19 protein-coding genes and 1 pseudogene are annotated in these 18754 nt (G+C 72.5%); 8 read left to right on the forward strand and 12 right to left on the reverse strand.

Annotation, left to right across the window (positions count from 1 at the left end):
• Positions 1–76: 76 nt before the first annotated feature.
• From ACIRPH_RS12770 to ACIRPH_RS12800, 7 genes are all read right to left on the reverse strand, one after another.
• Positions 77–682 carry a DNA-binding response regulator gene (locus ACIRPH_RS12770; protein WP_402913207.1) on the reverse strand — a complete coding sequence of 202 codons (606 nt, stop codon included), beginning with the start codon at positions 680–682 and terminating at the stop codon, positions 77–79.
• Entirely contained in the window at positions 679–1854 is a 1176-nt protein-coding gene (locus tag ACIRPH_RS12775; protein WP_402913210.1) for a sensor histidine kinase, read from the reverse strand. The genes ACIRPH_RS12770 and ACIRPH_RS12775 overlap by 4 nt, the downstream gene beginning before the upstream one ends.
• Positions 1847–2764 carry a CPBP family intramembrane glutamic endopeptidase gene (locus ACIRPH_RS12780; RefSeq protein WP_402913212.1) on the reverse strand — a complete coding sequence of 306 codons (918 nt, stop codon included), beginning with the start codon at positions 2762–2764 and terminating at the stop codon, positions 1847–1849. Before ACIRPH_RS12780 ends, ACIRPH_RS12775 begins: the two co-directional genes overlap by 8 nt.
• A gap of 686 nt (positions 2765–3450) precedes the next feature.
• Positions 3451–3987, reverse strand: coding sequence for a DUF6879 family protein (locus ACIRPH_RS12785; protein ID WP_402913214.1), 537 nt, complete (start codon positions 3985–3987; stop codon positions 3451–3453).
• 440 nt (positions 3988–4427) lie between these two features.
• The gene (locus ACIRPH_RS12790; protein ID WP_402913216.1) at positions 4428–4916 is read right to left on the reverse strand and encodes an HIT family protein; all 489 of its coding nucleotides are present in this window, start codon (positions 4914–4916) and stop codon (positions 4428–4430) included.
• Between the two features lie 420 nt (positions 4917–5336).
• Positions 5337–5816 (reverse strand): hypothetical protein, encoded by a 480-nt coding sequence (locus ACIRPH_RS12795; RefSeq protein ID WP_355010291.1) that lies wholly within the window; start codon positions 5814–5816, stop codon positions 5337–5339.
• Between the two features lie 20 nt (positions 5817–5836).
• Positions 5837–7246 (reverse strand): helix-turn-helix domain-containing protein, encoded by a 1410-nt coding sequence (locus tag ACIRPH_RS12800; protein ID WP_402913219.1) that lies wholly within the window; start codon positions 7244–7246, stop codon positions 5837–5839.
• Between the two features lie 371 nt (positions 7247–7617).
• Here ACIRPH_RS12800 and ACIRPH_RS12805 point away from each other — a divergent pair, with 371 nt between their 5' ends.
• Both ACIRPH_RS12805 and ACIRPH_RS12810 read left to right on the forward strand, forming a co-directional pair.
• Positions 7618–8763 (forward strand): protein-L-isoaspartate(D-aspartate) O-methyltransferase, encoded by a 1146-nt coding sequence (locus ACIRPH_RS12805; RefSeq protein WP_402913222.1) that lies wholly within the window; start codon positions 7618–7620, stop codon positions 8761–8763.
• Positions 8764–8851: 88 nt separating this feature from the next.
• Positions 8852–9343: an ATP-binding protein gene (locus ACIRPH_RS12810; RefSeq protein ID WP_344179224.1), complete on the forward strand. Its 492-nt coding sequence runs from the start codon at positions 8852–8854 to the stop codon at positions 9341–9343.
• 264 nt (positions 9344–9607) lie between these two features.
• On the opposite strand, the gene ACIRPH_RS12815 is transcribed toward ACIRPH_RS12810, so the two are convergent.
• The gene (locus ACIRPH_RS12815) at positions 9608–10279 is read right to left on the reverse strand and encodes a TetR/AcrR family transcriptional regulator (RefSeq protein ID WP_402913226.1); all 672 of its coding nucleotides are present in this window, start codon (positions 10277–10279) and stop codon (positions 9608–9610) included.
• 143 nt (positions 10280–10422) lie between these two features.
• On the opposite strand from ACIRPH_RS12815, the pseudogene ACIRPH_RS12820 reads away from it, so the two are divergent.
• The 3 genes and pseudogenes from ACIRPH_RS12820 to ACIRPH_RS12830 all read left to right on the forward strand — a co-directional run.
• A pseudogene (locus ACIRPH_RS12820) lies at positions 10423–10551 on the forward strand (VOC family protein); the annotation flags it as partial.
• Between the two features lie 43 nt (positions 10552–10594).
• Entirely contained in the window at positions 10595–10792 is a 198-nt protein-coding gene (locus ACIRPH_RS12825) for a VOC family protein (RefSeq protein WP_402913228.1), read from the forward strand.
• A gap of 49 nt (positions 10793–10841) precedes the next feature.
• Complete coding sequence (locus ACIRPH_RS12830; RefSeq protein ID WP_402913231.1) at positions 10842–11684, forward strand: alpha/beta fold hydrolase; 843 nt, start codon at positions 10842–10844, stop codon at positions 11682–11684.
• A gap of 108 nt (positions 11685–11792) precedes the next feature.
• On the opposite strand, the gene ACIRPH_RS12835 is transcribed toward ACIRPH_RS12830, so the two are convergent.
• From ACIRPH_RS12835 to ACIRPH_RS12850, 4 genes are all read right to left on the reverse strand, one after another.
• On the reverse strand, positions 11793–12764 hold the full coding sequence (locus tag ACIRPH_RS12835) for a sigma-70 family RNA polymerase sigma factor (protein WP_402913233.1): 972 nt from the start codon (positions 12762–12764) through the stop codon (positions 11793–11795).
• Position 12765: 1 nt separating this feature from the next.
• Positions 12766–13149: a VOC family protein gene (locus ACIRPH_RS12840; protein WP_402913339.1), complete on the reverse strand. Its 384-nt coding sequence runs from the start codon at positions 13147–13149 to the stop codon at positions 12766–12768.
• A 67-nt stretch (positions 13150–13216) separates the two neighbouring features.
• Positions 13217–13606, reverse strand: coding sequence for a VOC family protein (locus ACIRPH_RS12845; RefSeq protein WP_402913235.1), 390 nt, complete (start codon positions 13604–13606; stop codon positions 13217–13219).
• A 102-nt stretch (positions 13607–13708) separates the two neighbouring features.
• Positions 13709–15331 (reverse strand): MFS transporter, encoded by a 1623-nt coding sequence (locus tag ACIRPH_RS12850; protein ID WP_402913236.1) that lies wholly within the window; start codon positions 15329–15331, stop codon positions 13709–13711.
• Between the two features lie 209 nt (positions 15332–15540).
• Between ACIRPH_RS12850 and ACIRPH_RS12855 the strand changes: the two genes are divergently transcribed.
• The 3 genes from ACIRPH_RS12855 (at position 15541) to mug (ending at position 18632) form a co-directional block, all read left to right on the forward strand.
• Positions 15541–16590 carry an NAD(P)-dependent alcohol dehydrogenase gene (locus tag ACIRPH_RS12855; protein WP_402913238.1) on the forward strand — a complete coding sequence of 350 codons (1050 nt, stop codon included), beginning with the start codon at positions 15541–15543 and terminating at the stop codon, positions 16588–16590.
• A 338-nt stretch (positions 16591–16928) separates the two neighbouring features.
• Positions 16929–17714 carry an SDR family oxidoreductase gene (locus ACIRPH_RS12860; protein ID WP_402913240.1) on the forward strand — a complete coding sequence of 262 codons (786 nt, stop codon included), beginning with the start codon at positions 16929–16931 and terminating at the stop codon, positions 17712–17714.
• Between the two features lie 372 nt (positions 17715–18086).
• A complete protein-coding gene (gene mug / locus ACIRPH_RS12865) occupies positions 18087–18632 on the forward strand; it encodes a G/U mismatch-specific DNA glycosylase (protein ID WP_402913342.1) in 546 nt (181 codons plus the stop codon).
• Positions 18633–18754: the final 122 nt, after the last annotated feature.

Genomic DNA, 18754 nt, shown 5'->3' on the forward strand with positions numbered 1-18754 from the left:
AACCCGGCAGGCCCCTCCCCCGTGCGGGGAGGGGCCGCGGCTTCGAGCCGGGCCGGACTGCGCAGGTGGCGTCCCCTCAGATCCAGCCGTGCTCCTCCGCGATGCGAGCGGCCTCGTGGCGGTTGGCCGCGTCGAGCTTCGCGATGGCGGCCGCGAGGTAGTTCCGCACGGTCCCCCGGGACAGGGAGACGCGCCGGGCGATCTCCTCGACGGGCGCGCCGTCGCGCGCGAGGGCGAGCACGTCGGCCTCGCGCGGGCTGAGCGGGGAGTCGCCCGCGCCGATCGCCTCGGCCGCGAGTTCGGGGTCCACGTACCTGCCTCCGCCCGCGACCTTGCGCACGACCTCGGCGAAGGTGCGCGAGGAGACGGTCTTGGGCAGGAAACCGCGCACGCCCGCGGCGAGCGCGGACTTCAGGTAGCCGGGGCGCCCGTGCGAGGTCACGATGACGCAGCGGCAGTCCGGCAGCTCGGCCGCCAGGCGCCGGGCCACCTCGATACCGTCGGGCCCGGGCAGCTGAAGGTCGAGCAGGGCCACGTCCGGGCGGACCCGCAGGGCCGTCGCCAGCGCCTCGTCACCGGACGCCGCCTGGCCGACGACCTCGAAGTCGTCCTCCAGGGCGAGCAGTCCGGCGATGGCGTCGCGGATGAGGTGTTCGTCGTCGGCGACGAGGATGCGGGTCATGCGGTCCCTTCCTCCGGGAGCGGGATCATGGCGTCGAGCAGGAACCAGTCCCCGTCGCGGCGCGCGGTGACCTCCCCGCCGAGCGCGCCGATCCGCTCGGACATCGCGCGCAGTCCCGTCCCCCCGCCGGCGCCGGCTTCCCCCGACCCCTCGGATCCGGCACCGTCGTTCGCGATCGTGAGGTGCACCTGCCCGCCCTCCACGGCGGTCGCGAGCGTGACCTTCGCGGCGGACGAGTGGCGCAGGACGTTCGTGACGCCCTCGCGGACGACCCAGGCGAGGTCCTCGGCGCGCCCCTCGGGCACGGGGTCCCCGGTCACCGTACAGCGGATGCCGGCGGACTCCAGCAGGGACCGCGCCCCCGCCAGCTCGCTGTCCCAGGTGGTGCGGAGCTCGCCGCGCACGACATGGCGGACCTCGGTCCCCGCCTCCTCGGCGAGCCTCCGGACCTCGCCGAGTTCACGGGCCGCCCTCTCGTCGTGGCCGCGGGAAACGAGTTCCGACGCCAGCGAACTCTTGAGCGCGATCGTCGCCAGGGTCCGGCCGAACACGTCGTGCAGGTCGCGCGAGATGCGCAGGCGCTGGTTCGCGAGCGCCAGCTCGGCACGGACCTCGTGCGCCTTCTGGAGTTCGAGCAGAACCCGCAGCATCCACGAGCTCGACCAGCAGATCCCCAGGACGATGCTGATCACGGCCACCCCGACCAGCAGTTGCACGATGTCCCCCACGCCCATGAACGGGACGGCGACAACGACGACCGCGGCGTTGAGCAGCAGCGCCCGGCGCGCGTCGAGGACGGGGACGAAGCTCGCGGCGGCCGAACCGAGCGCCGCCGCGACCGTCAGGCCCATCGCGGGCAGGGGGACCAGGAAGGTCACGGCGACGAAGGCGACGAGGACCAGCGCCCACGCGACGACACCGCCGGTACGAAGCCGTCGTTCGCGACCGACGAGGGTGTCGATGCTCCAGTTCGCGACCAGGGCGTTTCCCGCGAAGAGGACGAGTGACAGCACCATTGCCGCGACCAACGCGGCCAGGGCCCCTCCGGTGGGCCGGTCGGCCTCGATCGCGCTCCGGAGGAGGGTGCCGACCGGGATCGAGACGGCGAGGTACGTGGACCAGCGCACATAGGCCTCGAACCTGCGTGCGCCGACCAGCGGCAGATCACTCATGGCCGCCATTGTCCCGCCCCGCCCGTGCCGGCGGCGGGTCCGAGGGGGTGAGGGCAGGTCCTGTCCTGCGTGTGCGCAGCCACACCACCGCCGCGATCACGACGAGGGCGAGGCAGGGGATGAGCAGGGCGGCCGACTGGGAGCCCGCCGACCGCTCCAACGCGGGGTTCTGGTCCGCGTGCAGGACGGTGAGCAGGAGGAAGGTGAGCGTGTTGTTCAGGGCGTGGATGACAACCGCGATCTCGATGCCGCCGGTGCGCCAGGTGATGAGGGCCAGGCTGACGGAGAGCGAGAAGCACCAGAGGTTGAACCACGGGTCGGTCGAGAGGTGGACGACCGTGAAGACCAGGCTGGAGACGAGTACTCCGAGGACCAGCGCCGTGCGCGGCCCGCGCCCCCAGCTCGCGGCGACGCGGAACACGAGTCCGCGGAAGCCGTACTCCTCCCCGGCCGACTGCAGGGGCGCCAGCAGGAGGGTGGCGGTGAAGACGGCGATCAGGTCGGTGCTCGACCAGTGGGCCTGTTCCATAGGCATGAAGTACAGGCCGACGAGCGAGAGGAGCAGCCAGACGGGACCGATGATCAGGAACGCCCGGCCGAACACGTCCAACCGGAAGGACGAGACCACGGAGTGCAGCGAGGCGCCTTTCACCCCGTAGAGCCACCGCTGGAGGAGCATGCTCCACGGGATGAGCAGGGCGACCGAGGCCAGATTGGCGGCGTGGTAGAGCGGTGTGTAGTCGGTGCCGCCCAACGTCGGGTTGGTCCTGCCCGCCTGCGCGTCGACGAAGGCGGCAGCGACGGCGATCAGGATGTTGAAGGCGAACAGCCCGCCGACCAGGAGCACGATCGCCAGGATGCCGCGACCGATACGGCGCTTGTCGTCGGCGAGCACACGGTGGTACTCCACGCCCGGCGGGACCTGGCGGGGGCCGCGACGGCGCGGGGGCGGCGGGGCTTCCACGGAGTTGCCGTCCTGGGCCGTGGGGGGCGGTGGAACCGCTGGTCGTGACGGAGTCGTCGGGGCGGGGAAGTCGTCGTTCCGGCTCATGCCACGAACGTATTTCCGCGCGAGCCCGTAACCGAGTGCCACCGATCACGGGATTCGTCTGCGATACGCACGGGTCGGGCATGACAGATGTCATGCGACGTCGAGGGGCGTGGTGTGGGAACGGAGGGTGGAGCCCCGCAGAGGTGGGGAGCAGTCCGAGGGCGCCGGGTGCGCGTCGTGCCGACGGGGTCCAACCCCGCGTGCGCGGGGAGCAGTCAACCTGCGGCACCTCGGCGTCGTCGGCGTCGGGTCCATCCCCGCGTGCGCGGGGAGCAGGCTTCGACGGCACGCCGGGGCAGAGCGTCACGGGGTCCATCCCCGCGTGCGCGGGGAGCAGGCTTCGACGGCACGCCGGGGCAGAGCGTCACGGGGTCCATCCCCGCGTGCGCGGGGAGCAGAGCGGATGACCAGGGAACTTACCAGCGGCAAGCAGCCATTTTTCCAACTTCTTGAGTTTTGGACAATCGCCCCAAGAAGGCATGGAAATTCACTTCCGCCAAGTTCACTCCCATAAGGACACAAAACGCCTTCCAGTCCGACCCGAGTTATGAGCCACTGATGTCCGTCATACCCTGGGACTCTACATAGGCCGGGAAGGACACACTCGCCTCCAACGCGACTCTCTGCCACTCCAGATAGGAAGCCGGGTCCTCCCCTGCAACCTCACGGCTGATCTGCGTACCGTCAGGACGGTAGTTCAGGCGAACGATACGCTCCCTGTCGAACATCCAGAAGTCGTAGTCCGGCAGCCCCAGATCTTGCTCGGTGAGGTCAAGGATCCGGATGTCCTCACCCGCCGCGATGTTGCCCGGGATACCCCAGGCGAACTGGTAGCTCTGATAGTCGGTCAACGGCCGACGCACAATACGTACGCGACCGACGTACTTCCCGTCAGACAGGTACCCCTTGACTCGTTCATGCCACCTGGAGTTGTGACCTTCCGGCTTCGGTTCCCCTCGAAGAAAACGGGAAAGGCTGTCAACCTCTCCCGGCATGGTGTAGGTGGGCTGAACTTCCAGCCTCCAGGCCTCCGTAGCGAATCCGTCGAAGAAATTTCTCCACTGCACACCGTCCAGCAACATGCAAGACCTCCTCAGGATCTTGAGGGTCGGACACGAAGGCCCGCCTTCGACAGGTGGAAAACCTTCGTCGCGTTCCACGAAGATATAACCCCCGCATCCGGGAGGGGCGCAAACAGGGAGAACCACAAGCCTTCGGACAGCGCGCCGACCAGCACAGAAGACATCTCCCTACCCGATCAGGCTTCAGAAACTTTCCACCAACAGGGGCCAGCATGAAAGCAACATCGCGCAACACTGTTGCAGGACAACCCAGCATTGGGTTTCCGTAGATGTCGAGGCACGAGCATATAACTCGCCCACCAACCTCACCCATCGGTCAAATCCTATTTCGAGGAGGCCACCATGAACGACGACGGAAACAACTAGCAACAAACCAGTGGGACGAACTTCGCGTTCGTCCCACTTTCCGTTTCCACGGTCCGGGCTCCTACGTGCCAGGATCAACCATCGGCATTCCTGATGCGCTCGGCGATGTCGGCCAACCACCCGTCATCGGCTCGGACGTGGTCGTGCGAGGAGAGGTACCCCTGATAGCGGTCGAAGTAGCCGTCGATGGGCGAGACCACCTCCCGCCAGTTCTCGCCGGCGTTGCCCGCGGTGCCGTGCATCGGGAACAGCTTGGCGTGGGCGTGGTCCACCCCGTACCCCTCGTACATGATCCCCGTGCGCGCGACACCCGGGAACGCGCCGTCCAACCGCTGAGCGACCTCCCGAGCGGCGAGGTGCAGCGCCGTGTAATCCTCCGGTTCCATCTCGATCACGTAGCTGGGACGGTGCGCCTTGGGGATGACGACGGAGAAGCCCTCTGTGTTCGGGAAAATCGACAGAAAAGCGAGGTGGGTGCCGCTCTCCCAGATGCGGTGAGCAGGCGAATCCCCCGCCACGATCCGGCAGAAGACACAACCGCTCTCGGCGGACGACGTACTCACAGGGCTCCTAGCTCTCATGTGTGACGTGGGAACACGTGGGGCAACCCGAATCTTTCCAGGCAACCTGCCCCTCAGGCACGGGTTCGCGCTACCAGGCTCCCCTTCTGCGGTTCGGCGAGGGCTCAATTCCCGATACTGGGCTCATCCCCGCGTGGGCGGGGAACACCCGATGTGGGCGGCGGCGCACGGGCACCTGGAGGTCATCCCCGCTCCACGGGGAGCACGTGAACGACCTGGGACTCCACCAACGGCGGACGGTCGTCCGTCCGACCTCTCAAAAATCGGACGCCCGACCCGAAAGCCGTCGATCAACCCGCCCGACCACAAAAATCCGCGGCCGTACCGGACCGCGGTCGGAACCCCTGGACCCCGCCGGGACCGGCGGCCGGGGGACGCGCCCCCGGCCGGGTCCCGCCCGGACTACTCCCTGCGCGCCCCCTCGGGCCAGATGACGTTCACGGGGATCCCCCGCTCGGTGGCGAGCCGCACCGCGTCGGCCGTTCCGCCCCCGCCGCCGGACGGCTGCCCGTCCCACACCGCGAAGAGCAGGTCGACCCCGCCGAGCACCGCCTCGTTGGCCTCCTCGTAGGCCTGGCGGCCCGCGGTCAGGCTCATGTACCGCACGTGGTGCGCGCGGACCAGCAGCCGGTCGAAGCCCCCGCGCGCCTCGGGGCCGACCTTGGCCTCGCGGTAGTCGGCGGAGGGGAGCACGACCTCCAGCTGCCCGCCGAGGTCGAGGACCTCCTCGGCGAAGAGCTGGTCCGCGCCGCGCGCGAGGCAGGAGATTCCGACGAGACCGTCCTCGGTGTAGTCTTCCAGTGCGTCTACTAGGGCTTTTCGTACCAGTTCCGCACTGTCAGCGGAGAGGTTCGAGTGGCCAGTGATTCCGATGCGCGTCACTCTGTCCCATTCCTTTCCGTCTACTGGGCAAGCAGAGTACGCGATAACTCGTCACGTGCTTCGGCCACGGTGGGCTGGCGGTGGAACGCGGCCGACTCGGTGTACCAGTCGTGTATGCGCCGGCGCACCCTCCCCGAGTCGAGCGAGCGCTGCATGTCCGCGGCCTGCCTGACGACCCGCACCGACTCCTCCGGCTCGTCGAGCAGCAGGTAGGTGCGCCCGAGACCGACGAGGTCGAAGGCCCGGCTGCGCTTCTTGGCGGGGTCGCGCAGCCTGAGCGCCCGGCCGATGTGCCGGGCGGACTCCTCCGCGAACCTCCGGCGCGCCGCCCGGTCCTCCTGGCCTCCCGCGAGGTCCCGGTAGCGCGCTCCCACGACCCCCGACAGCTCGGCGTGGTCGAAGTTGCGCGCCCAGTCCGGCACCTCACCGCCCCCTCCCCCGTCGAGCAGCTCCTCGGCCTGGGAGACGGTGCGCCGGTAGGCCTCGGTCCGGCCCATACGGGCGTACGACCAGCCCTCGCGGGTGCGCAGCATCGCGAGGACCCGTTCGGGGGCGCGGTGGGCGTGCGCGCTGTCCAGCGCCAGCCGCGAGATGTCGAGGGCGTCGTCGGGGCGGTGCAGGTCCAGCATCTGGCGGGCCATGTCGGCGAGCACGCCGACCCCGTACAGGCGGTGTTCGGGTCCCGCCTGGTGGATGGCCCGCAGCGAGAAGGTGTAGTACTTCTGCGCGGTGGGGTGGTCCCCGGCGTCGTAGGACATGGCCGCGACGATCTTGGAGAGTTCGGCCATGACCGTGAACAGCCTGGCCTGGACGGGTGCGGGCTGGGCCTCCTCGACCAGTTCGGAGACCTCCGACAGTTGTCCGATCACCGCCTTGCGGCGGATTCCCAGGCGCCACCTGTCGTCCCAGTGGCGCAGCGCCACGGTGGCGGCCTCGATCCTCCCCAGTTCCGATTCCCCGATGGTGCTGGGCCCGTGGCCGGAACCGGCCAGTGTGGGGAGCAACCAGTGTTCCAGCACTTCCGTCAATGTGGCGCCCATGATGAGAGCGCCACCGACCGCGAATGCGTCCCTGCGTTTCATCAGATCCTTCAGCGTGATCTCGGCGATGTCCTGCGCTGTTCTCGGCGCAGACCACAATTCGTCCATGCCGTGCGCTGAAGTGCCTGTACCCCGATCCGCGCCGATATCGCCATCGTCCGATTCGGCGAGTCCGAGAAGCCGGCGGGCGTCGGAGGGCATCGACAGTCCGTCGGCGAGGCGCCGCCAGGTGCGCAGGGCCGTCACGGAGCGCCGTCCGGCCATGATCGCGCTCACGTGCGGCTGGGCGAGGTCGGTGGCGGCGCCGATCGCCTGCTGGCTGGCGCCTGTGTACTGCCTGACCAGGCGGAACAGAGCTCCTGCGTCCTGGTCGGCGAGGGATCGGCGCACGTCGGCGCGGGACCAGAAGGTGCGTGGCGGAGTCGGGCGGGGGGTGACCGGTAACTCGGGCATTCATACCGCCGGTGTATATCGGCTCGGAATTCCAGGGGCAGGGGCGGACGTCGTTACATCTCCATAGACATCCTTACCCGGAATCGCTTGCCCCCGAAATGGGCGGAAGACCCTGTTTCCGTCTTCTTCGGCGGAGCGCCGAGGAGCGAGATCATGAACCCCACCCCCCACGACGGGCACGGCAGGAACGGTGGCGGCCACAAGCCCGGAGCCGTCGTTTCCGCCACGTGCGCACTCTCCGTTTCCGCTACCTGCGAATACTCCCTTCCCTCCCGGTGCGGGGACCCGGTTTCCGGCGGGGCCGACCGATGATCCCCGCGCACCGGAGACTCGTCGCCCGCCTCGCGGTGGACGGCGACCTGTCCCCCGACTGGCGGGGGGCGTTCGAGGCGGTGCCGCGTCACCTGTTCCTGCCGGACGTCATCGACGGGGGCGACGACGGCCTCCCGGTGGACCGGCGCGACGACGAGACGGGGTGGTGGGAGGCCGCCTACGCCGACCTCCCGGTGGCCGCCCGGGTCGGCGGGGGCCTCGGGGACGGCCGGGGCCCCGGCCACCCGGTGACGGCCTCCCCGGCCCCGTCGGGGCTGGCCCGGGTGCTGGACCTGTTACAGGTGTCCCCGGGCATGCGGGTCCTGGAGATCGGCACGGGGACGGGCTACGGCGCGGCCCTGCTGTCGCACCGGCTCGGGGACGACGCCGTGACGTCGGTGGAGATCGACTTCGCGCTCGCCGAGAGCGCCCGGGTCTCGCTGATGGCCGCCGGGTTCGCCCCGCTGGTGGTGAGCGGGGACGGCAAGTACGGCTGGGCGGCCAGGGCCCCGTTCGACCGGGTGTTCAGCTGCGTGGCCGTGCGGCGGGTCCCCTACGCGTGGGTGGCGCAGACGCAACCCGGCGGGCGGGTGCTGACCACGTGGGCCAACTCCTTCCACGAGGGGGTGCTGGTGGACCTGGAGGTGGGAGCGTACGGCACGGCGCGCGGCCCGGTGGTGGGGGGCGGGCACGCGTGGGTCCGGCGGGCCCACGACCCCCTGTCCGTGGTGGACACCTACGTGCGGGCGGACGCGGAGTTCTCGGTCACCCGGACCCGCCTGGGGCCGGAGGAGCCCATCCGGGACCCCCACGGGTCCTTCGCGGTCGGGGTGCGCATGCCCACGGTGGTGCACCGGACGCGGTTCGCCGAGGACCCCGCCGACCCGCGGTACACGGTCTACCTGGTCGATCCGCACACGTGGTCGTGGGCCTCGTGGCACATCGACCCCGAGTTCAGGGAAGAGGGCTACGAGGTCCGCCAGCACGGCCCGCGCCGACTCTTCCACGAGCTCGAGGCCGCGCACGAGCTGTGGGTGGAGGCCGGCCGCCCGGAGCGTACCCGGTTCGGCCTGACCGTGGCCTTCGACCACCAGCTCGTGTGGTTGGACGATCCCCACGCCGTGTTCGCGTCCAGCCGGTGATCCCCGCCGGGGCGGGCCCCTCCGTCCCGGCCCCTGTCAGACAGCCCCGGGCCACGGCCCGCCGCACAGCCCCAGAGGGAGAAGTCGCATGTCCATCACGCCGTACAGTCCACAGACCGCCGCCCCCGGATGGCGGTGGAGCCCCCGCGTGTACCCGCGCGTCCCGACGGGGGCGAGCCGGGTGAGATCCGAGCTGCGCGCCGACCTGGAGATGCTCACGAACGTCACGGAGGACCTGGTCTCGGACATGGTGCTCTGCGCGAGCGAGATGTTCTCGAGCGCGGTGGAGTACGCCGGGCCCGACGCCCGCGGGGGGCGTATGCTCCGCACGCTGACCCTGTACGGCGTGCCCGGCCGGGGGTCGGTGCTGTGCCTGTCGATGGTCGGCGAGGGCGAGCAGAGCACCGTGCCGCACTTTCCGTGCGAGGGCCTGGGCCAGGTGTGGCCGGACGTGGCCCTGGGGCAGGGGCTGGTCCTGATCGACCGCCTCGCGGAGCGCTGGGGCACGCGCCGGGCCCTGTTCCCCGACGAGGGGGTGGGCGCCGCGATCTGGGCGGAGTTCACGGTCCCCGCCGAGTGACACGGCGCCCCGCCGCTCTCCGCGGGCGCCCCTTTCGACAGAAGCCTCCCGGCCCCGGACTCGGCCGGCACGTACGCGGGAGGGGTGCACCTGCACGCGCACCGCAGGCGCACCCGCGCCCGCACGGGAACACGGCCCTCGCGGCCCCGCGGCGGGCCCGGCCGGGCCCCCGGCGCCCCCGGCCGGGCGGCCCCCCGGGATCCGGGCGCGAGGCGGCGCCGGCGGCGCCCGCCGCCCCCGGGCTACGCCGCCCGCCTCCCCCGGCTACCCCGCCGGCCGTCCGGTCCCGCGGCCGTACGCGGCGAGGAACACCCGCACCCCCTCCTCGGCGTGGCGGCGCAGCTCCTCCGGGGGCGGGACGGCCTCGTCGCCCAGGAGCATGGCCCGGTTGACGGGCTCGGCCATGACCAGCCAGTTGAAGTGGGAGGCGGCGGTGGCCGGGTCCTCCACGTCGAGGCGCCCGTTCCCGGCCAGGCGCTCGAACAGGCCGGCCATGGCGCGCATCGCGCGCGCGGGCCCGTTCTCGTGGAGGACCCGGGCGAGTTCGGGGAACCTGGCGACCTCGCCGATGACGAGGCGGCGCAGCCGCATCAGGTCGGGGGTGAGCACCACGGTGAGCTGGCGGTAGGCGTAGTCGCGCAGGTACTCGGCCAGGTCGTCGTCACCGGTGGGCTCGGGCAGACGCTCGTGGACGGTGTCGCCCGCGCCGGAGGTCATGCCGGTGACGATCTCGACGAACAGCGCCTCCTTGCTGCCGAAGTGCTTGTAGACGGTCTGCTTGGACACCCCGGAGAGCGCGGCGATCTCGTCCATGTTGGTGCCGAGGTAGCCGCCCCGGAGGAAGACCTCCCGCGCCGCGTCCAGGATGGCGCGGCGCTTGCGCGCGGAGCGCCCCCCGCTGTCGGTTCCGTCCGCAGGGTTCTGTGTGTCCGACACCGTCGCGCGACCGTCCGTCCTCGTCGTCCGTCCTGGTTGACCCATTGGTACTGCACGGTCTAGTTTGCTGCAAGTACAGTACTGGACAGTCTAGTTTTTCAGGGGCCCTCCGCAGGGGACCCTTCCGAGGAGATGTGACGACGATGCACGTACAGTTCGCCGAGCTTCCCGTGTTCGACCAGGAGCGGGCCAAGGCGTTCTACACCGGCAAGCTCGGCTGCCGGGTGGTCGCGGACGCGCCCATGGGCGACGACGGGTGGCGGTGGATCGAGCTCGGCCTCCCCGGCGCCACCACGTCCCTGCACTTCGTCCGGCGTGGCGACGAATCCCCCTCCCCCCGGACCCGTCATGGTGCTGGTGGACGACGACGTCGCGGGGACGGTCGCCGCGCTCCGCGCCGAGGGGGTCGAGATCGTCAGCGAGCCGCAGGAGTCGCCCTACCAGCCGGGGCTCACGGTCGCCGAGTTCCACGACAGCGAGGGCAACCGCATGGTGGTGAGCAGCAGGGCCTGACCACCCCCGCGCCCGGCGTCCGAGCACGCCCTTCGAGGAGGAGATTCCGATGTCGCACCACGAGCCCGAGGTCCGCACCCTGAAGGTGCCGGGCGCCACCATCCACCACGAGGTCCGCGGCTCCGGCCCGGTGCTGTTGCTGATCCCCGGCGGCCCGCAGGACGCCGGGGTCCTCGCCGCCCTCGCCCGGCGGCTCGCCGACCGGTACACGACCGTCGCCTACGACCCGCGCGGGAACTCGCGCAGCGCCCTGGACGGCGACCCCGTGGAGCAGCGGGTGGACGTGCACGGCGACGACGCCGCCCGCCTGGTCGAGGCGCTCGGCGACGGCCCCGCGTACGTGTTCGGCACCAGCGGCGGAGGCCAGATCGGCCTGGCCCTGGCGGCCCGGCGCCCGGACCTGGTGAGGGTGCTCGTCGCGCACGAGCCGGCCTGCGTGCTGATGCTCGACGACCCCTCCGACGCCGTGGCCGCGGACCGGCACGTGTACGACACCTACCTGAACGAGGGCACGGACGCGGCCGTCCGCGAGTTCCTGGGGCTCAACGGCCTGGACGCCGACGAGGGGGCGGAGGACGGCGGCGTCCCCTCCGACCCCGAGGAGGTCGCCACCTTCGAGCGTGTCAGCGCCAACTTCGCGTACTTCCTGGCCCACGGGCTCCTGCCGATCTCCCTGTACCGCCCCGACGTGGAGGCCCTGACGGGGAACGGGGCCAGGGTCGTGGTGGGGCTCGGCACCGGGTCCGAGGGGGCGCTCATCCACGACATCGGGCTCGCGCTCGCGGGCCGGCTGGGGACGGAGCCGGTCCCCTTCCCGGGCGACCACCTGGGGTACGACACGCACACGGAGGAGTTCGCGGAGGCCCTGCACGGGGCGCTGCGCGCGGGGTGAGGATCCCGCGCGGCGGGCCCCGGCGGACCGTTCCCCGGGGCCCGCGCTCCGCTCGGGCGGAGTCGGCCCCCGGCGTCCCCGGCGGGCCCGGTCCGGGCCCGCCGGCCGCTACAGGCTCGGCGCCAGGCCGAAGTACGGGAAGAGGGAGGTGTCGAAGAACATCACCGCGTGGGCGACCCCCTCCGGGACGGGGTCCAGGACCTGGAGCCCGAACGCCCGGTGGACGCCGTCGCCGCCGCGCATGTACACGGCGAAGGCGGGCCGTCCGTTGGCGCGGGTCGGCAGCAGGGCCATGTCGCCGGGGCCGGAGGCCGGACAGTGGGTGGAGATGAGGCGGCCGATGTCCCGCGCCCCGCGCACCCACGTGGTGTACGGCGGCATCTCGAACACCGCGTCGGCGGTGAACAGCTCGGTGATCGCGGGGATGTCGTAGGCATCGAAGGCCTCCACGTACCTGGCGAGGATCTCGCCCTGCCCCGGCGGCGGCGCGGACACCGCGTCCTCGGTGGGCGCCTCGCGCGCCAGGTGGGCGCGGGCCCGTTGGAGCAGGCTGTTGACGGCGGGCACGGAGGTGTCCAGGACGTCCGCGACCTCGGCGGCGCTGAACCGCAGGACGTCGCGCAGGATCAGGACCGCCCTCTGCTTGGCCGGGAGGTACTGGAGCGCGGCGACCAGGGCCAGGCGCACGCTCTCGCGCGCGGCCACGACCGCGCCGGGGTCGTCCGCGCCGACCAGGGCGTCGGGCACCGGTTCCAGCCAGGGGACCTCCGGGCGGTCGGCGAGCTCCCCGTCGGGTGCGGAGGGCCCGCCGAGCCCGGTGGGCAGGGGGCGCCTGCGGCGCCTCTCCAGGGCGGTGAGGCAGGCCGTGGTGGCGATCCGGTGGAGCCAGGTGCGCAGGCTGGAGCGGCCCTCGAACCGGTCGAAGCCCTTCCAGGCGCGCAGGTAGGTCTCCTGGACCAGGTCCTCGGCGTCGTGCACCGAACCGAGCATGCGGTAGCAGTGCGCGTACAGCTCGCGCCGGTAGGGGTCGGCGAGCCTGGCGAAGTCCTGGTCGGACGCTTTTTCCACCACGGCTGTCACGTTACGCCTCCTGGATGACAGAACACACGTTGCCGAACGGGTCGGCGAACCACGCCACCGTGGGGGTACCGTGCACGATCCCCTTGGCGTCCTGGTCGAACCCGTCGTAGCGCAGCGTCCCCACGCCCCGCCGGGCGAGTTCGTCCACGGCCGCCTCGGCGTCGTCGACGACGAGGTTGAGGACGGTGAACACGGCGGGCTCGTGGTCGGGCTTGGGGTAGACGAGGACCGACCGCCCCTCCCCCAGGTCGATGCTGAGCAGGCCCTCGTCCTCCATGCCCTCGACGGGGCCCACGGCCAGGCCGAGGGTGTCGCCGTAGAAGGCGCGCGCCCTCGCGGCGTCGGGGACGGCGAAGGACGCGAAGGCCCTGGTGGTGTCGAACACGGCATTCTCCCTGGTGTTGACGTTTGTGCTGGTCACAGTGTTGCTGTCGGGGACGTGCGTGTCCCGTTCACGCGCCGCCCTCCATCTCGGCGCGCTGCTCCTCGCTGAGCTGGATGATCTGGACGAGGTTGCCGTCGGGGTCCTTGGCGGTGGCGAACAGGCTGCCGCCGCGGTCCTCCAGGGGCGCGAGCCACTCGGTCCCCGCCGCGTCCATGCGGGCGGCGACGGCGCGGGCGTCGTCCACGTCGAAGTTGAGGATCATCCGGGCGGGGTCGGCGGAGGCGGGGCCGACGTCGTCCCGGCGGTCGATGAGCAGGTGGAAGGCGCCGAACCGCAGGATCCGGTAGCCGTCCATGGAGTCGTCGGCCTGGGGGTCCAGGACGGCGGCGTACCAGTCGTGCAGCCGGTCGGGGTCGGTGGTGGCCAGGAGCATGCTGTCGAGGTTGGGGCGGGCCATGGTGTCCTCCGCTGGTTGTCGGCGCCGCTTCCCCGTGAGGGGTCGCGGTCGGGTGTCGTCCCGGGCGTTCCGGGCTCCCACTAGTACAGACACGGTCGGGGGTCAGGACTCATCGGCCGCGGCGGGAACCCTCGCGGACCCGTCGTCCTCCGACGGATCCCGGGGGGCGGCGGGGCCGTCGCCGTCGTGGGCGGCCGGCTCGTCCGCGCCCTCCGCGGACGGGGCGGAGCGCAGGGCCACGAGGGCGACGGCCCCGAAGACGACCATGGCCGCGGCGCCGACCGCCCCGGCCGTGTTGAGGCCCAGGGTGAACGCCTCCCGCGCGGGCCCGAGCAGCCGGGCGGCCAGGTCGGCGGGCAGCTCCCCGGCGACGGCGACGGCCCCGGCGAGGGTCTCCCCCGCCCGGTCGGGGACGCCCTCGGGGACGGTGGTCCCGGTGCGGTAGACGGCGGCGGCGAGGCTGCCCAGGAGGGCCACGCCCATGGCGATGCCGAACTCCCCGCTGGTCTCGGACATGGCGGCGGCGGCGCCGGCGCGCTCCTTGGGCGCCGTCCCGACGACGATGTCGGTGAGCAGGGCGGCCCCGGGGCCGAGGCCGATCGAGGCCAGGAGGAGCCCGGTGACGACGAGGGGGGTGCCCTGCTCCGCGGGGACCAGGACCAGCAGGACGAACCCTGCGGCGCTGACGAACATGCCGCCGCCGATGACGTTGGCGCGCCCGATCCGGGCCGCCAGGGGCGCGGCGACCAGGGTGGCCGCGACCATGGCGAGCGCCGGGGGCACCTGCCACAGGCCGGCCGCCAGCGGCGAGTGTCCCGCGACCAGCTGGAGGTACTGGCTGAGCAGCAGGAACGTGCCGCCCATGGCGACGGCGCCGACCAGCATCACCCCCAGGGAGGGGGCGAACCCGGGGCGGCGGAACAGCCTCAGGTCCAACAGCGGCTCCGTCAGGCGCAGCTGGCGGCGGACGAACACCGCTCCCACCGCGAGTCCGACGGCGACGGCGGCCAGGGGCGCCAGGAGGGGGCCTCCGCCCGCGGCGGTCTTGAGGCCGTAGACGACGGGCAGGATCGCGGCCAGGGACAGGGCGACGCCGAACAGGTCGGGGCGACCCGGCGCCGGGTCACGGAACTCGGGCAGGAGCAGGGGCGCGCAGACCAGCAGCAGCACCATGACGGGCACGCCGAGCAGGAGGACCGAGCCCCACCAGAACCACTCGAGGAACAGGCCCCCGACGACGGGACCGAAGGCGGTGCCGCCCATGAAGCAGCTCGTCCACACGGAGATGGCGACCGCCCGCTGCCCCGGGTGGGTGAACATGTTGCTGATCAGGGCGAGGGTGGAGGGCATGAGGGTGGCTCCGGCCACGCCCATGAGCGCGCGGGCGGCGATGAGCGCCTCGGCGGTGGGCGAGAACGCCGCGGCGGCGGAGGCGAGCCCGAAGACGGCGGCGCCGATCATCAGCAGCCGCCTGCGGCCGACCCGGTCCCCGAGGGTCCCCATGGTGACGAGGAATCCGGCGATCATGAAGCCGTAGACGTCCATGATCCAGAGCAGCTGGGGGCCGCTGGGCTCCAGGTCGGCCGCCAGGTGCGGCAGGGCCAGGTAGAGGACGCTCATGTCCAGGGAGAGCAGCAGGGTGGGCAGGGCCAGTACGGCGAGGCCGAGCCAGGTCCGTCCGTCCGCGCGCGGAGGCGCCCCGCCGGTCAGTGTCTTGCCGTTCATCGCGACCTTTCTCCGGGTTTTTCGTTCATGCGTACGGACTCTGCGGGGGCCGGGAACTCATCGTCCGGGTCAAGAACAATGAACGCTTTTCGGGACGTTCGTTGGCAGACTTCCGCGAACTGCACTGATAACGTCGAGCGGCCGACCGGACACGAAGAGTGCCGCACGTGCGCGCCGACGTGTCCTCACGACAGTTGGGGGAACGCCCTATGCGAGCCGTGGTCTTCGAGAACTACGAGCAGTTTCCGTCACTCACCGACGTCCCCAAACCCTCCCCCGGGCCGGGGGAGGTCCTGCTCCGGGTCGCCGGCGCGGGGGCGTGCCACTCCGACGTGAGCGTCTACCGCCACTTCAAGGAGGGACAGCCGGGGGCGCAGAGGCCGCCGTTCGTCCTGGGCCACGAGAACGCCGGGTGGGTCGAGGAACTCGGCGAGGGCGTGAGCGAGCGCGTCAAGGTCGGCGAGGCCTACCTGGCCTACGGCCCGATCGGCTGCGGCCACTGCCGCAAGTGCGCCAAGGGCCAGGACACCTACTGCGAGAACGTCGCGACCATGCCCTACCTGGCGGTCGGGCTCGGCCGCGACGGCGGCATGGCCGAGTACGTGACCGTGCCCGCCCACCACCTCGTCCCGCTCGGCGACGCCGACCCGGTGGACGCGGCGCCGCTGTCCGACGCGGGGCTGACCCCCTACCACGCCGTCAAGCAGGCGCTGCCGCACCTGGAGGGCGGGGGCCGCCACGCCCTGGTCATCGGCCTGGGCGGGCTGGGGCAGATCGGCGTGCAGATCCTGCACGCGCTCACCGGGGCCACCGTGATCGCGACCGACGTCAAGCCCGAGGCCCGCGCGCGGGCGGAGCAGAACGGGGCGGTCACCGTCGGGGCGGGCGACCGGCAGGCGGAGGAGATCCGCGAGATCACCGGCGGCCGGGGCGTGGACGCGGCCTTCGACTTCGTGGGCATCACCCCGACCATCGCGACGGCGGCGGCCACGCTGGCCCAGGGCGGACGTCTGACGGTGGTGGGCATCGCGGGCGGCACCCGCGAGTTCTCGTTCTTCACCACCCCCTACGAGTCCTACGTCACCAACACCTACTGGGGCACGGTGGAGGACCTGTGGGAGGTTGTGGACATGTACCGGGCGGGGCAGATCCGCCCCGACGTGGAGCGGTTCGGCATGGAGGACGCCCTGGAGGCGTACCGGAGGCTGGAGGCGGGCGAGATCTCCGGGCGGGCCGTGGTGGTCCCGCACGGGGGCTGACCCGCCGGGACCGGAGGGCGGGGCCGGGCGGTCGTCCGGCCCCGCCCCCCGTGCGCAGGCCCCTGAAGCCCCGTGCCCGGTGCTCCCCCCGCCCGCCCGGCCCACCCCGACCCCGACGACCTGGGCGTTTGCGTCCCCGTGACGCGGCCGGCCGCCCCTGCCGACCCGTCGGCCGCCCTTCCGGGCCGGGGTCGCGCCACGGCCGCCGGGCGGCCCGGCCCTGCGGGCGGCGCTCCGGGATCCCGACGGGGCCGGCCGGTGATCGGCCCCCGGTTCCACCGCGGGGACGGCGTGCTGCCAGGATGCCGTCAGCACTGGTAGGAACCGTGAGGAGAAACATGGATCTGGGGATCGCGGGAAAGGTCGCTCTGGTCACCGCGGCCAGCTCCGGCCTGGGGAGGGCCATCGCCGTCGCGCTGGCCGCCGAGGGCGTGCACGTGGCCGTGACCGGCCGTGACGAGGAGCGCCTGGAGGCCACCGCCGCGGCGTGCGCCGAGCACGGCGTGTCCGCGCTGGCCGTGGAGTGGGACCTGGCCGACCACGGGGGCGCGGCCGGGGTCGTCGAACGGGTGGCCGCCGAGCTCGGGCCGGTCGACATCCTGGTCAACAACACCGGCGGACCGCCGCCCACCCCCGCCCTGGGCCAGCAGGCCGGGGTGTGGGAGGACATGTACGGGTCCATGGTCCTGCCCGTCATCCGCCTCACCGACGCCGTGGTCGGCGGCATGCGCGAGCGCGGCTGGGGCCGGATCATCACCAGCACCTCGTCCGGGCCGATCACGCCCATCCCGAACCTGGGCATCTCCAACACCCTGCGGGCCTCGCTGCACGCCTGGTCCAAGACGGTGTCCAACGAGGTGGCGGCGGACGGGGTGACCGTGAACGTCATCGTCCCCGGCCGGATCACCACGCCCCGCACGGACTCGCTGGACCGGGGCCGCGCCGAGCGCGAGGGCCGCCCGTTCGAGGAGGTGCGCAGCGAGTCGAGCGCCCAGATCCCCGCCGGGCGCTACGGCACCACGGAGGAGTACGGTGCGGTGGCCGCGTTCCTGGCGAGCCGCCAGGCCGCCTACGTCACCGGCTCGACGGTCCGGGTGGACGGCGGACAGATCCCCTCGGTGTAGGACCCCCGCGGCCCCGGGCCCCGGCCTGCGCCGGCGCCCGGGGCCGCTCCGCGTGCGCGTCCGCGGGCGGACGACCGCGCACCCTCGCCATCGACCGCCCGGGGCCGCTCCGCGTCCGCAGGCCCCGGTCCGGGCGGTGTCCCGGGGCTCGCCGCAGCACGGTGGCGCCGCCCCCCGGGGTGTGGACGCGGCGGCCCCGGGAAGGGGCACCGACAGCGGCGCGGTTCCCCGCGCCACCAGCCCCGGGCCACGGAAGGGGAGTCCATGGACCACGCGAGCGAACGGACCGGAGGCACACCGCCGGAGGCGGGGACCCCGCGCCCGGCCGCGCGCGACTCCTCCCGGTGGGCACCCCGCCCGAGCAGGGACGAACTGGAGGCGGCGCGCGGCAGAGTGGTCCCGGACGTGGTGAGGGACGGCCTCGACGTGCTCTTCTGCGGTATCAACCCCGGTCTGACCGCGGGCGCGGTCGGGCACCACTTCGCCAAGCCGGGCACGCGCTTCTGGCCCTCCCTGCACGGTTCCGGCTTCACCCCCCGGCGGCTCCGGCCCGACGAGGAGGACGAGTTCCTGGCCCTGGGCCTGGGGATCACCAACTTCGTGGAGCGGGCCACGGCCCAGGCCGAGGAGCTGGGCCGGGAGGAGATCGTCGAGGGCGGGAAGAGGCTCCGGGACAAGGTCCTGCTCCTGCGGCCCCGGTGGCTGGCCGTCCTGGGGATCACCGCCTACCGGGAGGCCTTCGGCGACCGCCGCGCGGCGGTGGGGCCCCAGGACATGTCGATCGGCGACACCCGGGTGTGGCTGCTGCCCAACCCCAGCGGCCGGAACGCGCACTGGCTGCTGGGGCCGCTCACCGAGGAGTTCGCCCGTCTGCGGCGCGCCGCCGGGCTCCCGGACCGGGCCTCCGACGGGACCTGAGGGGCGGGGGTACGGCGCCCCGGCGGGGCGGTGCCGGGCCCCGGGTGCGGAGGGGCCCGCCACCGCCCACGGGTCCCGGCGCGCCCGCGTCACCGGGACGTCGGGACGCCGGAACGCGGGCT

The sequence above is a fragment of the Nocardiopsis sp. NPDC101807 genome (assembly GCF_044766605.1).
Classification (GTDB): Bacteria; Actinomycetota; Actinomycetes; order Streptosporangiales; family Streptosporangiaceae; genus Nocardiopsis; species Nocardiopsis tropica.